12 protein-coding genes are annotated in these 13,056 nt (G+C 63.3%); 7 read left to right on the top strand and 5 right to left on the bottom strand.

Going from position 1 to position 13,056, the window contains the following annotated elements; all coding sequences use genetic code 11:
• Positions 1 to 19 precede the first annotated feature (19 nt).
• Entirely contained in the window at positions 20 to 2,479 is a 2,460-nt protein-coding gene (locus tag SO180_RS01990; protein WP_449377163.1) for a hypothetical protein, read from the bottom strand.
• Positions 2,480 to 2,775: 296 nt separating this feature from the next.
• Positions 2,776 to 3,333, bottom strand: a complete 558-nt coding sequence (locus tag SO180_RS01985) for a cytochrome b (RefSeq protein WP_449377162.1) — start codon at positions 3,331 to 3,333, stop codon at positions 2,776 to 2,778.
• Positions 3,334 to 3,510: 177 nt separating this feature from the next.
• On the opposite strand from SO180_RS01985, the gene murI reads away from it, so the two are divergent.
• The 5 genes from murI to SO180_RS01960 all read left to right on the top strand — a co-directional run bounded on the left by murI (position 3,511) and on the right by SO180_RS01960 (position 8,111).
• Entirely contained in the window at positions 3,511 to 4,308 is a 798-nt protein-coding gene (gene murI / locus SO180_RS01980; protein WP_449377161.1) for a glutamate racemase, read from the top strand.
• A 58-nt stretch (positions 4,309 to 4,366) separates the two neighbouring features.
• Positions 4,367 to 5,140, top strand: coding sequence for an HpcH/HpaI aldolase family protein (locus SO180_RS01975; protein WP_449377160.1), 774 nt, complete (start codon positions 4,367 to 4,369; stop codon positions 5,138 to 5,140).
• A 228-nt stretch (positions 5,141 to 5,368) separates the two neighbouring features.
• Positions 5,369 to 6,148 (top strand): acyltransferase, encoded by a 780-nt coding sequence (locus tag SO180_RS01970; protein ID WP_449377159.1) that lies wholly within the window; start codon positions 5,369 to 5,371, stop codon positions 6,146 to 6,148.
• Positions 6,149 to 6,339: 191 nt separating this feature from the next.
• Positions 6,340 to 6,957 (top strand): 30S ribosomal protein S4, encoded by a 618-nt coding sequence (rpsD, locus tag SO180_RS01965; protein ID WP_018647416.1) that lies wholly within the window; start codon positions 6,340 to 6,342, stop codon positions 6,955 to 6,957.
• Positions 6,958 to 7,043: 86 nt separating this feature from the next.
• Positions 7,044 to 8,111 (top strand): threonine aldolase family protein, encoded by a 1,068-nt coding sequence (locus SO180_RS01960; protein ID WP_449377158.1) that lies wholly within the window; start codon positions 7,044 to 7,046, stop codon positions 8,109 to 8,111.
• On the opposite strand, the gene SO180_RS01955 is transcribed toward SO180_RS01960, so the two are convergent.
• The 3 genes from SO180_RS01955 to grxD are packed head-to-tail and all read right to left on the bottom strand — an operon-like array spanning position 8,112 to position 10,276.
• Entirely contained in the window at positions 8,112 to 9,389 is a 1,278-nt protein-coding gene (locus SO180_RS01955; RefSeq protein WP_449377157.1) for a serine hydrolase domain-containing protein, read from the bottom strand.
• A gap of 2 nt (positions 9,390 to 9,391) precedes the next feature.
• Positions 9,392 to 9,940 carry an O-acetyl-ADP-ribose deacetylase gene (locus tag SO180_RS01950; RefSeq protein ID WP_449377156.1) on the bottom strand — a complete coding sequence of 183 codons (549 nt, stop codon included), beginning with the start codon at positions 9,938 to 9,940 and terminating at the stop codon, positions 9,392 to 9,394.
• 3 nt (positions 9,941 to 9,943) lie between these two features.
• Positions 9,944 to 10,276 carry a Grx4 family monothiol glutaredoxin gene (gene grxD, locus SO180_RS01945; RefSeq protein ID WP_254105106.1) on the bottom strand — a complete coding sequence of 111 codons (333 nt, stop codon included), beginning with the start codon at positions 10,274 to 10,276 and terminating at the stop codon, positions 9,944 to 9,946.
• Positions 10,277 to 10,572: 296 nt separating this feature from the next.
• Here grxD and egtB point away from each other — a divergent pair, with 296 nt between their 5' ends.
• Both egtB and egtD read left to right on the top strand, forming a co-directional pair.
• Positions 10,573 to 11,820 carry an ergothioneine biosynthesis protein EgtB gene (gene egtB, locus SO180_RS01940; protein ID WP_449377155.1) on the top strand — a complete coding sequence of 416 codons (1,248 nt, stop codon included), beginning with the start codon at positions 10,573 to 10,575 and terminating at the stop codon, positions 11,818 to 11,820.
• 135 nt (positions 11,821 to 11,955) lie between these two features.
• Positions 11,956 to 12,927 (top strand): L-histidine N(alpha)-methyltransferase, encoded by a 972-nt coding sequence (gene egtD / locus SO180_RS01935; RefSeq protein WP_449377154.1) that lies wholly within the window; start codon positions 11,956 to 11,958, stop codon positions 12,925 to 12,927.
• Positions 12,928 to 13,056: the final 129 nt, after the last annotated feature.

The following is a 13,056-nucleotide window of genomic DNA, read 5'->3' as shown; positions in this document are numbered from 1 at the left end:
GCGAGCCTGGCCGAAGTTTCTACTGGATTATCCACTCGCGGTAGCCGAGATTGTTGTCGGCCCGAACAAGATCGGCCAAGTTCACCGGACCGGCAGCGCATGCAAGATTGGACCCGGGATCGATATTGCTGCGGTCACCTGCCGCCGTCGAACGGACGAGCAGACCATTTCGGGAGCCCGACTGCGGTGTCCATGGGAAAGGCCCGAACGTCGCCTCGCCACCAGCGGGCACGCTTCCCGTGATTTCGTTTCCAAGCTGCTGCCACTGGCCCGCGGTCTCCCATGTCGCGACGTCGTCGTCGAGCGCCGTGAAAACCACCACCGAAGTCCCGGCCGCCGGCTGGTCGCCGCGATTGTGAAGCTTGACGTAAACATAATTTGTTTGCCCTGCGCGCGGCGGATCCTGATCGTCCGTCCCGTCATCCGCCGCGTAGCGGATCCAGACAGCGTCTTTGGCGGCCTGCCACTCGTAATGGTACTCATATCCTCCCCCGCGGGGGCTATCGATGTAGATGTCAATCGACGGCGCACTGCCCGGACCGTCGTGTCGCCCCGTCAATGACGCCTGGTACAGACCTTGCTGTTCGAAAGCCCATCGCACGACCTTGTGCAGCATGCCGCCCAGTCGACGCGATCCGTTGTAATCGATGTAGGACGTACCGACGTCGGCATCCATCAAGGCGGTGGCGAATTGACTCGCCTCGCGGGTCGGCTGTGTGCTGACGGGAGCAAGTGAAGCGATCGCACGTATGATGAGATAGGCGATGTAGTTCGCGGCCGCTTTGCGCGCGCCCACATCCGGCTCCAGCTCATCAGCCGCGTTGGGGCGCACCGCGTCACCGCCGACGGCAAGGTACAGGCCGAACAAGGTGCTGGACAGGATCTGCTCGGAATTGTAGCCGGCCGGGTCCCGCGGCGGATAGGTGGGATCGGGTTTCTCATAGAGCGTGCCGCTCCACCCCCATCCGTCGGTAACCTTGCGATCGTGACGTCGCAGCGGCAACTGGACGAAGGGAAACGTCACCCCGCGCCAGGGGGCTCCAAGCTTCGATGCCGGATCAGACATGATCGCGCCGAGCGCATCGCCGGCACTGTGTGCGAAGTCGAATTCGGTCGAGTCGGTCGCGGCCAGGATCAGAACATGGCAGAACTCGTGCCAGACGAAACGCGCGTCGGCGGCAAGTCCCAGTGGGTTCTTCCAGGTGTCCGCAAAATCTGCAAGCCCAAACAACATCCTGACGTCCAACTGCGGCAACAGCGCGTCAGCGCGGAAAGGTGTCACATAGGCGTTGATGCCGCGGCCGTCACGAGCTCCGGGGCCCGACAGCATCTTGGCACGATGTTCGACCGTCAAAGGCAATGCCACCTTCCCAAAATGGTCTTGAAGACTGAAGCCGAACCCCTCGACCAGCCGCATCATCGAGTCGCAATGATAGTAGGCGCTGACTGCAGCAAAATTGTTGGTTCGGGCCGAAAACTCGAAGGGAGGTCTCTGAGTCGGAGGGTCGTAGTACTTGCCGAGCGCAGATGGATCGAGCACCGAAACGCGCGGCCCGGTGAGGGCGCGACGTCCGCCGCTCGCGTAGTTGAGATCCAGCAATGTGACGGAGTCGCGTTCCGGATCGAGCAGATTGTCGCCGCTGTCATGGCGGGCCTTGAAGTTGCCCTCCTTGCTGTCCGGATCGATCGAGAAAACAGATCCGAGGCACGCCGAGGCGATCGGCGCTTTGCGAACGGCCTGGCCGCTCACGACGTCGACCAGCACGCGATGCGCAATGGAGTCACCACTGCCCACGGGCAGGAAAACCGTGGCACTGGCAGCAAGACCCAAGCTGACGTCGCCCCCGGCGGTTTTCCGTCCATGCCGCTCATAAGCGACGAGCCGTGCATCGATGACCGCGCCGGCCGAGCCATCGAGGCCCAGCGCGGAACCGAACAGCTTGAGAGCCACATCCGGATCCAACGCATCGGCCCATGTCGGCTTCAACTTGCCAATCAGCTTCTCGACACTCTCCACGTCGATCGACAATTCGGCATTTCCGAGTGTCGTCAGGCGCGCGCTCGTGATTTGTGGTTGATCGTCGGGGCCATCATTGACGACGAGACGAATGCTGCTGCCTTGAATATCGACGACAAGGTCAGAATTCTTCACGGGAGTTGTTTGCCGGACCCAGACGATTGTCGTCTCGAGGTGGTCATTCCGGCGCAACTCACGCGGTTCTGCCCAGGCGAATCGCGACTCGCTGGATCGTGAAGTCTCGTCAGCGCCGATCGTATGGCTGAGATAGGCCAAATCTTCCCGACTGAGCGGCAACAACGGTCGTTCACGCTGAGATGCCCACGTCAGATAGTCGAGCGCAGCCTGCTTGGCGGGTTCACCGGGCTCACCCTTCGCGGGTGCCTGCAAGTGGCGAAGCTCCCTGATGACGCCGTGAACGTCCTTTTCGATCACAATATCTGGATCTTGCGGAAATATCATAGCCCACCTCGAGGGACCCTGATCCTCAGCATTCCGGAGACCTGAGCATGCACTCGACCGTTGGTTGAGGCAAGCGCGAACCTGTCAGACCACCGATCAGGACGAAACGCTCTCAAGCCCCAAAGGCAAAGATATTATGTTTTACCGAAATCTTGAATTCCTGCATGAGTCGCGCATGAGCATGCCGTCTCTGCCCCCAAGAGCAAAGCTCGGGCGAAATACGCCACGAGAACGAGGCGTAGGTCCCGGTGATGCGCAGGCGCACGAACAAGGCCGACCGGGCGACTTTGCGCCCCCTACCCCGCCTTCGCTTCCTCCGTCAGCATCCGCACCGCGACGCGGTCGCGGCGGATGTAGTGGTGCCAGGCGGAGGCGGCGACGTGAACCACGATCAGAGCCAGCAGCACATAGGCAAAGAGGATGTGGCGGTCTTCATAGGCGCGCGCTGCCTCGCGGTCGGGAGAGGTGAACTGCGGCACGTGAAACAGGCCGAAGAAGCTGGAGTAGACGGGCGCATGCGCGCCGGAATGCGCCCAGCCGAGCATCGCGACCAGGATGACGACGAGATAGAGCGCGGCGTGACTGATGCGCGCGGCGAACTTCTGCCAGGGGCGGCTGTCATCCGGCAGCGCCGGTGTCGGGTTGCCTATGCGCCAGGCCAGGCGAATGACGGTGAGCAGCAGGACCACATAGCCGATGTCGGCGTGGATCGAGCGGTAGAAGAAGCGGTCGGGCCTCGCCGGGACATGGTTGACCCACCAGCCGAAGCCGATCATGCCGATGATCGCGACCGCGAGGATCCAGTGAAACCAGCGGGAGATACTGCCCCAGCCGGCATTGGTGTTTCTGATCATGTCGGCTCCCCGGAATAAATGCGGATGTCCCCAACTGCGGTGCAGCATGGCTGCGATCTGATAGCGGGCGAGCCCAATCGAGGCGATTTGAATCGTTCAAAATTGGGTCGCACCCGCGTCCGCCGCAAAAGCGCCCCAAAAACCGAATGGTAACCATGGCAAGGCTAGGGTAACCGCGTGGCAGACTTCCCAACCATATTGGTGTTCGATTCCGGCCTCGGCGGGCTCACCGTGTTGCGCGAGGTCGTCGCGGCGCGCCCCGATGCGCATTACGTCTATGTCGCCGACGACGCCTTCTTTCCGTACGGCCATCACAGCGAAGATGAGATCATCGCTCGCGTGGTGCCGCTGATGGGCGAGCTGATCGGCACGCACGATCCCGAGCTCGTCGTGATCGCCTGCAACACCGCTTCCACGCTCGTGCTGTCGCATTTGCGCGAGGCCTATTCCGTACCCTTCGTCGGCACGGTGCCGGCGATCAAGCCGGCCTGCGCGCAATCGAAAACCCGGCGCGTCTCCGTGCTCGGCACCAAGGGCACCGTGAAACGGGAATACACCCGCGCCTTGATCCGTGATTTCGCGCAAGGCTGCGAGGTGACGCTGGTCGGTTCGCCCGAGCTCGCCTCGCTCGCGGAAGCTGCGCTCGGAGGCCATGCAATCAGCGACGGCGATATCCTCGCTGAACTGAAACCCTGCTTTGTCGGCGATCCCGACGATGCGACCTCACGCACCGACACGATTGTGCTCGCCTGCACGCATTATCCGCTGCTGCTCGACCGGCTGACGAAACTTGCGCCCTGGCCGGTCGACTGGATCGACCCGGCCCCCGCAATCGCGCGCCGCGTCTCGGACCTGCTCGGTCCGCGCGCCGCGGAGATCGTGCAGACCGGTGCGGAAATGATCTTCACGTCCCGCCGACCGCACGGCCTCGGCCCTTCGCTCACGCCGTTCTTCGGCGGGCGCGTCCCGGCCTGACTTTTCGCGTCGCTGGCACGCTGCTAGGTTGCGCCGCTCTATCCCGCAGGTTCTGGCCATGTCAGCCACATCAACGCCGCTCAACCACCTCCGCCAGCTCTGGCGCGAAGGGCGACCCGCCTTCGGAGCGATCGCGACCATTCCGAGCGTGCAGACCGTACAGATCATGGCGCGCTCGCTCGACTGGATCATCGTCGATCTCGAGCACGGGCCAATCGGGTTGACCGAAGCGCATGCGATGATCGCCGCCACGACCGGCACGCCATGCACGCCGCTGGTGCGCATCGCCGCCAACGAGCCCTGGCTTGCCAAGGCCCCTATGGACATCGGCGCCTTCGGCATCAATTTCCCGATGATCACGAGTCGCGCGGAAGCTGAGAAAGCGGTGCGCAGCGTTCGCTATCCGCCGCGCGGCGATCGTCTCTGGGGCCCCTTCCATGCTCCGTTCCGCTGGGGCCAATCGATGCCCGACTACATGGCTTCAGCCGACGACGAGATGCTCTGCATGATCACCATCGAGCATGTCGAGGCGGTTAATCGCATCGACGAGATTATGGCGACCCCCGGGATCGACATTGCGGTGATCGGTCCTGGCGATCTCGCCACCTCCATCAACAAGCGTGGCCAGATGGAGGACCCGGAACTGCTGGAGCTGATCGCCCGGGCCGAGGCCGGTATTCTCAAAAGCGGCGTGCCGATCGGCGGGGCGGCGCGCACCGCCGAGCAGGCCAACCGCCTGATCGACCGCGGCTACCGCGCCATTGCGCTCGGCTTCGACTGGTCGCTGTTCCAGCGCGGCATCATGGCGGCGTTCGAGGGTATCAAGCGGTAGGTCGTCCTTCGCGCGATTCTCAAGGTCGGTAGCAGGTCACATCAAATTAGCTATTTAAAGCATTGAAATGACATGATTTTACCGAAATTCGCGGGTCTTCTTCTGAGGCTGAGAAGAGCATGGTGCATGAAGCCGCTGGCTCCGCCCCGGCTGGTTCATGCTAGATCAGGGCAGCGGGCGGACCATCGACTCGCCACACCGATTTGAGCCCGCGGAAACCCGAGGACGATGCGCGGTACACCCAGGAAAATCTCGCTGCTGCGGCGCATGGTCTTCGACCTCATGCACGCCTCGATGGGCGTGCCCTTCGTCTCGCTGTCGCGGCCGCTCCAGATCCGCCCCGTGCTCGACGCGCGCGCGAGCGCAAAGGTGCCGGCCGGCTGGGCCGCGATCTTCGTCAAGGCCTTTGCGCTCGTCGCCAGGGATGAACCGATCCTGCGCACGCTCTATGCCAAATGGCCGTGGCCGACCTTCTATGAGCTGCCCAAAAGCGTGGCGATGGTGGCGGTCGCTCGCCTCGTGGACGGCGAGGAATGCGTGGTGGCGCAGCGGATTGCCGGCCCGGACGATCTGCCGCTGGCCGAGATCGACGTCCTGATCCGGCATGCCAAGGAAGCCCCGCTCCAGGACGTGCCGATGGTTCGCAAGATGATGCTGGCGATGCGCCTGCCGCTGCCGCTGCGCCGGCTGGCCTGGCTGATCGGGCTCAATTTCGGCCGCCAGCGCGCCAGCTTTTTTGGCAGCTATTCGGTCACCTCGGTCGCGGCCTATGGCGGGGGCGAGCTCCACGCCATCACGCCAGGGCCGTTCATCCTGAGCTATGGGGTGGCCGAGCCGGACCAGACCATCAATGTCGTCCTTCGCTGGGATCACCGGATTACCGATGCCGCCCCGATCGCGCGGGTCCTGACCCGGCTGGAACAGGTCCTGAACACTGAAATCGCTGCCGAATTGCGTGGCAGCCGCCAGGCCGCCGAACCCAAGCCGATCCGCGCTGTGGCAACGTAAAAGATTGACAGGACGGCCCGATTTCTCCTAAAAGCCGCCTGCTCGCGGGCCGGTTTCGGCCCGCGAAGCGTTTCGCGACCCGTGGCCTTGTCCCTTGAAGCTTTGGGGATGGGGCCTGTCGGTGCCGGGTTTCCCGGTCACACAGGAGGGCGCGTTTCCTCAAACCAACCTAACTCTATCAAGAGGACGCGATGACTAAGCGCAGTGAGGCGAAGTACAAGATCGATCGCCGTATGGGCCAGAACATCTGGGGCCGCCCGAAGAGCCCCGTGAACCGCAGGGAATACGGCCCCGGCCAGCACGGCCAGCGCCGCAAGGGCAAGCTCTCCGACTTCGGCGTGCAGCTCCGCGCCAAGCAGAAGCTCAAGGGTTATTACGCCAACATCTCTGAGCGCCAGTTCCACGGCATCTATGTCGAGGCGAGCCGTCTGAAGGGCGACACCGGTGAGAACCTGATCGGCCTCCTGGAGCGCCGTCTCGACGCGGTCGTGTACCGCGCCAAGTTCGTCTCCACGATCTTCGCAGCACGTCAGTTCATCAACCACGGGCACATCAAGGTGAACGGCCGCAAGGTCAACATCTCGAGCTACCAGCTCAAGGTCGGCGACGTGATCGAGGTCAAGGAAGCTTCCAAGCAGCTGGCCCACGTTCTCGAAGCGAGCCAGCTCCCGGAGCGTGACGTTCCCGACTATCTCGAAGTCGACCACGGCAAGATGACCGCGAAATACGCGCGCATCCCCGGCCTCTCCGACGTGCCGTTCCCGGTGCAGATGGAGCCGCATCTGGTCGTCGAATTCTATTCGCGCTGATAACGAAGTTCGAAAGGCCCCGGCAAAACCGGGGCCTTTTTGCTTAAGAGACCCGGCAAGGGCCGTCCCAATCCAAGAGGCGTCGCATGCTCTATACTCCTCCCCCCGTCGATCCCAAGGCGCCGCCGGTGCGCATCAACCTGCTCTCGGACACGCAGACGCGGCCGACGCCCGCGATGCGCGAGGCGATGGCGCGCGCGGAGGTCGGCGACGAGCAGGTCGGCGACGACCCGACCACCAATGCGCTCTGCGAGCGCGTCGCAGACCTGCTCGGCAAGGAAGCTGCAGTATTCATGCCCTCGGGCACGATGTGCAACGTCACCGCGACGCTGGTGCACTGCCGTCCTGGCGATGAGATCCTCGCGCATGAAACCGCACATATCATCGCGCGCGAAGGCGGCGCACATGCCGCGCTCGGCGGCTTCCAGATCACGCAGCTCCAGGGTCCCGACGGACAGTTCACCCCAGACACCCTCCGCAAGGCGCTGCATCCGCGCACGCGCTACCAGCCGACGCAGAGGGTGGTCAGCGTCGAGCAGACGGCCAATATCGGCGGCGGCACGATCTGGAAGAAAGCGGCGCTCGACGAGATCGTCGCGATCGCGAAGCAGAATGGTCTTGCCACCCACATGGACGGGGCGCGCCTGCTCAACGCTACCGTCGCCGCCGGAATCTCAGCGCGTGACATGGCGGCAGGCTGGGATTCGGCCTGGATCGATTTCTCGAAGGGCCTCGGCGCACCGATCGGCGGCGTGCTGGCCGGCTCGCGCGACTTCATCGACGCGGTCTGGCAGTGGAAGCAGCGCCTCGGCGGCTCGATGCGGCAGTCCGGCGTCTGCGCGGCCGCCTGCATCTATGCGCTAGACCACCACGTCGATCGCCTTGCGGATGACCACGCCAATGCACGCTCGCTGGCGCGTGGGCTGTCGCAGATCGCAGGCATCGAGGTGCAGGAGCCCGAGACCAATCTCGTGTTCTTCAAGCCCGACGGCACCGGCGTCCCCGGCGACAGGATGGTCGGTGCCTTGCGCTCGCGCGGCGTGACGCTTGCGATGATGGATGGCCGTATCCGCGCCTGCACGCATCTCGACGTGACGGCTGCGATGATCGAGGAGACGATCGGCCATGTGCGCGAGATCGTGCGCGGGGCGTGATCAGCGCTCCATCGCCTCGTAGACCAGCCGCTTCAATTCGGTCTGGATCGTCCCGCGCTGCGCCGGCGACTGCATCATGCAGATCACAAACATGTCGTCCGCGGGATCGATGAAGAAGAAGGTGCCGCCGACACCGTCCCAGCGATATTCGCCGGCCGGCAGCGGCGCGTTCGCTTCCGTGCGAACAGCAAATCCCAGGCCAAAACCGCTGTCAGGGCCCGGAAAATAGAATTCGGGATCCTTCTCGATGCCGGTCCCGTCGCCGATCTGGTCCGAGGTCATCAGCGCGACCGTCTCGTGCCTGAGATAGCGCCTTCCGTCGAGCTCGCCGCCATTGAGCAGCATCTGCGCAAAGCGCGCATAGTCGCCGATGGTGCCCACCACGCCCGCACCGCCGGATTCCCAGCGATGCGGTGCGGTCGCCTCCCTAATGCCGGCGACGGGACGGTCGAACCAGTCGCTTGGCAACGGCTCTGCGATCAATTGTCGCTTCGCATCGTCGGCGACGAAAAAAGCGGTATCGCTCATCCCCAGCGGATCGAGCAGCCGCTCCTTCTCGAACTGATAGAGCGACTGTCCCGAGACGATCTCGATCACTCGACCGAGCACGTCAGTCGAATGGCCGTAGTCCCACAGCGTCGCCGGCTGCTCGGCCAGCGGCAATCGCGCCAGCCGCGCGACGAATTCCGCATTGTCGGGATCGCCGTCAAACAGGCCGGCCTGCGCATAGAGCCTGCGCACGGGATTATCGCCGTAGAAGCCGTAGGTGATGCCGGAGGTGTGACGCAGGAGGTCGCGGATGGTGATCGGTCGCGCCGGCGACTCGAGCCGCAAGCGACCGTCCGGCCGCGCGACGCCAATCTTCACGTCGGCGAAGGCCGGAATGTATCTCGCGAGAGCATCGTCGAGGCCAAGCCTGCCGTCGTCGAGCAGCATCATCGCCGCGACCGAGGTCACCGGCTTCGACATCGAATAGAGGCGGAAGATGGTATCGTCCGTCATCGGCGCTGCCGTCTTGACGTTGCGCAGACCAGATCTCTCGTAGAGCACGGGCCTGCCGTGCTGCTGGATCAGCAGGATCGCGCCGGGAATCTTGCCGGCCGTAACCTCATTGCGAAGATAGTCGCTGATGCGCGCAAGCTTCTGCGGATCGAGCTCACGTCCGGCGAGCAGGTCTTCCGCCGCTGCAACCGCGGCGAATGCCAACAGGCCAGCGCAGACAAACAGCCAACGCACGAGGGCCAGACGTGCTTCGGCGGAACGACGGCCCAGCCTCATCGTCAGTCGCCGGCGCCGTGCGCGAGCAGCGCCTCACGATGCAAGACAGCACTGGGCTCGGAGAAACAGCAGAAGATGACCTGAGTGACCGAAGGAGTCGTGGCCAGAGCTTCGACCGTGGTCGCAACTGCAATCTGCGCGGCACGGTCCGCCGGGAAACGGTAGATGCCGGTCGAAATCGCCGGGAATGCCACGGAAGCAAGCTCGTGCTTGCGGCAGAGCTCCATCGAACGGCGATAGCAGGAGGCGAGCAGATCGTCTTCACCGAGAGTGCCGCCATTCCATACCGGACCGACGGTGTGGATCACATGCGCGGCCTTCAGCCGGTAGCCCCGCGTGATCTTGGCATCACCCGTCTTGCAGCCATGGAGCATGCGGCACTCGGCGACAAGGTCCGGGCCGGCGGCCCGGTGGATCGCACCATCGACGCCGCCTCCGCCGAGGAGCGATGTGTTGGCAGCGTTGACGATGGCGTCAACGCCGAGCGTGGTGATGTCGGCGACAATGATCTCGAGCTGCGCGCCACCGATCCGGCGCGTCAGCATCGCCAAGGATCAGGCCGCTGCGTTGACGGCAACGCCCTTGTCGGAGAAGAGCTGCTGCAATTCGCCAGCCTGGAACATCTCGCGTACGATGTCACAGCCGCCGACAAACTCGCCCTTCACATAGAGCTGGGGGATGGTCGGCCAGTTCGAATAGACCTTGATGCCGTTGCGCAACTCGGCGGATTCGAGAACGTTCAGGCCCTTATAGCCGACGCCGAGATGGTCGAGGATCTGCACGACCTGGCCGGAGAAACCGCACTGCGGAAATTGCGGCGTGCCCTTCATGAACAGAACCACGTCGTTCGACTTCACTTCGCTGTCGATGAATTCCTCGATGCTCATATCCATGTCCTTCCGGGGCGGAGCCCTCATCGCTTCGGGCGGCTCAGCCATCTAACCCGATACCTGCCTGTATATGTAGCGCAAACTATTGGACATCCAAAGTAAAATGGCGGCGACGAAGCCCTGCCATGCGGCCGGTCCGCCCATATTCGGGGCCGGCGGGGCCATAGCCTGATGGCTCTAATATCATCACCGAGGAGGACTTTTATCCCGTAACGGAGGCCCTATCTAGGACGAACCTGTCTCTTGGAACCGAGCTACGTCTGCAACGTTCTCTTGTCCACCCGGAGAAAATCGTGACGAAACAAGCCTCCGCGACGGCCAGCCCGCTCCCAGCGTCACCTTTCTCCGAATCCGGCAGCTTGGACGAAGCGCTGGTGGATGCCTTTGTGGCGGTCCGTAACGAGACTGAGCGCCGCGCCGCCCCGCTCAGCGCGGAAGACCAGCAGATCCAGTCCATGCCGGATGCGAGCCCCGCGAAATGGCACCGCGCGCATACGACCTGGTTCTTCGAGCAGTTTCTGCTTGGCGAGCACTGTCCGGGTTATAAGCCCTTCCATCCCGACTTCGCATTCCTGTTCAATTCCTATTACGTCAGCGCCGGTCCACGCCACGCTCGGCATCGCCGCGGCGACATCACGCGGCCAAGCGCCGATCAGGTCACCGCCTATCGAACCTACGTCGATGCCGCCGTCGTAAGATTCTTCCGCGAGGCGGACGAGGCCAAGCTTCGCGCCATCAGCCCGCTGGTCGAAGTCGGCCTCAATCATGAGCAGCAACACCAGGAGTTGATGTTCACGGATATCCTGCACGCCTTTGCGCAGAATCCAGTTCTCCCCGCTTACGATCGTGATTGGCGCTTCCCGGCCCCGAACAAGACGGGTGCGGAATGGCTATCCCTGAACGAAGGCATTCACAGCATCGGACATGCCGACGACAGCTTTCATTTCGATAATGAGAAGCCGGCGCATCGCGCGCTGGTGGGTCCCGTCAGGATCGCGCGCAATCTCGTCACCAATGCCGAATGGCTCGCCTTCATACGCGACGGCGGTTACCGAACCGCGCCGCTCTGGCTGATGGACGGCTTTGCCGCGGTCAGCAGCGAGGGCTGGCAGGCGCCGGGCCACTGGCGCGAGATCGACGGTCGCTGGCACATGATGACGCTCGCCGGCCTTAAGCCGGTCGATCCCGATGCCCCAGTCTGTCATGTCAGCTATTACGAGGCGGATGCGTTCGCGCGCTGGGCCGGAAAGCACCTGCCGACCGAGATGGAATGGGAGGTCGCGGCCCGCGCCGGCCAGCTCAACGATGCCTTCGGCATCGTCTGGCAATGGACCCGCAGCTCATATTCGCCCTATCCCGGTTACCGCGCCGTGGAAGGCGCGCTCGGCGAGTACAACGGCAAGTTCATGGTCAATCAGCTGGTGCTGCGCGGCTCCTCGCTTGCAACTCCGGGCGGGCACAGCCGTATCACCTATCGCAACTTCTTCTACCCGCACCACCGTTGGCAATTCACGGGATTACGCCTCGCCGACTACGACTAGAGCATGATCCGGAAAAGTGTGAAGCGGTTTTCCGAAGAGATCATGCTCAAACAACGACCTAAAGCGCGATCTCATCGGGCTTTAGTTCTCATCCGACGACAACCGCGCGCCGGACAGCGCGTTCAGGAGAGTATCATGAATGTGCACGCCAGCGCTTTGGCCGAAGCCCATCTTCCTGACGAACAGACCACCGCCTTTGCCCGCGACGCCATCGGAGATCTGTCGCAGCAGCCGAAAAAGCTGTCTCCGAAATATTTCTACGACGCGACCGGTTCGGAGCTGTTCGAGGCGATCACGCGCCTGCCGGAATATTACCCGACGCGCACCGAGCTCTCGATCCTGCGCGAGCGTGGCAGCGAGATCGCGAAAATCATGCCGGAGCATGCGGCGCTGGTCGAGTTCGGCGCCGGCGCGACCACCAAGGTCCGCCTGCTCCTGAAGCATTGCAGGTTCGCCGCCTACGTGCCCGTCGATATCTCCGGCGACTTCCTTCAGGGGCAGGCGAACGGCTTGCGGCGGGATTTCCCCTCGCTCGGCATCCATCCGGTCGCCGCAGACTTCACCACGCCGTTTGAGCTGCCGCCCGCGGTTGCCAACCTGCCGAAGGTCGGCTTCTTTCCCGGCTCGACCATCGGCAACTTCGAGCCGCACGAAGCCCAGGCGTTCTTGAAGAGCGCGCGCCGGATCCTGGGCCAGGGCGCGCTGATGATCATCGGTGCGGACCTCGAAAAGGACGAGCGGGTGCTCCACGACGCCTACAACGACGCCGCCGGTGTCACCGCCCGCTTCAACCTTAATGTGCTCGTGCGCATCAACCGCGAGCTTGGCGGCAATTTCGATCTCTCCGCCTTTACGCATCGCGCGATCTACAATCGCGAGCAGCACCGCATCGAGATGCACCTGATCAGCAGGAAGAGCCAGACCGTGCGCATGCTGGGCACCAGCTTCTCGTTCCGACCGGGCGAGAGCATCCACACCGAGAACAGCTACAAATACAGCATCGAACGGTTTGCAGCGCTCGCGCGCGGCGCCGGCTGGCGGGTGCGGGAGACGTGGACGGACGCCGCCAAGATGTTCTCGGTGCATGCAATGGAGGCCGTGGAGTAGGCTTCTCCAATGAGAGCGCTGGCTCAGGAGTCCCTCAACGACCGCGTCAACATGTCCCACACCGACCAACTTGGTGGTGCGGATATTGTCGATACGCCAGCGCCGGTCCTCGTGAACGAAGCCGTAGGT

It is taken from the genome of Bradyrhizobium sp. UFLA05-112 (genome assembly GCF_053572325.1).
Note: the sequence above shows the minus strand (reverse complement) of the source record. Positions and strands in the feature narration are given on the sequence as shown.

What these genes read in the sequence shown, in the direction of transcription:
- grxD (WP_254105106.1), bottom strand. Translation starts at nt 10,276, where the DNA reads ATGAGCATCGAGGAATTCATCGACAGCGAAGTGAAGTCGAACGACGTG.
- rpsD (WP_018647416.1), top strand. Translation starts at nt 6,340, where the DNA reads ATGACTAAGCGCAGTGAGGCGAAGTACAAGATCGATCGCCGTATGGGC.
- SO180_RS01985 (WP_449377162.1), bottom strand. Translation starts at nt 3,333, where the DNA reads ATGATCAGAAACACCAATGCCGGCTGGGGCAGTATCTCCCGCTGGTTT.
- SO180_RS01970 (WP_449377159.1), top strand. Translation starts at nt 5,369, where the DNA reads ATGCGCGGTACACCCAGGAAAATCTCGCTGCTGCGGCGCATGGTCTTC.
- egtD (WP_449377154.1), top strand. Translation starts at nt 11,956, where the DNA reads ATGAATGTGCACGCCAGCGCTTTGGCCGAAGCCCATCTTCCTGACGAA.
- SO180_RS01960 (WP_449377158.1), top strand. Translation starts at nt 7,044, where the DNA reads ATGCTCTATACTCCTCCCCCCGTCGATCCCAAGGCGCCGCCGGTGCGC.
- SO180_RS01990 (WP_449377163.1), bottom strand. Translation starts at nt 2,479, where the DNA reads ATGATATTTCCGCAAGATCCAGATATTGTGATCGAAAAGGACGTTCAC.
- SO180_RS01975 (WP_449377160.1), top strand. Translation starts at nt 4,367, where the DNA reads ATGTCAGCCACATCAACGCCGCTCAACCACCTCCGCCAGCTCTGGCGC.
- SO180_RS01955 (WP_449377157.1), bottom strand. Translation starts at nt 9,389, where the DNA reads ATGAGGCTGGGCCGTCGTTCCGCCGAAGCACGTCTGGCCCTCGTGCGT.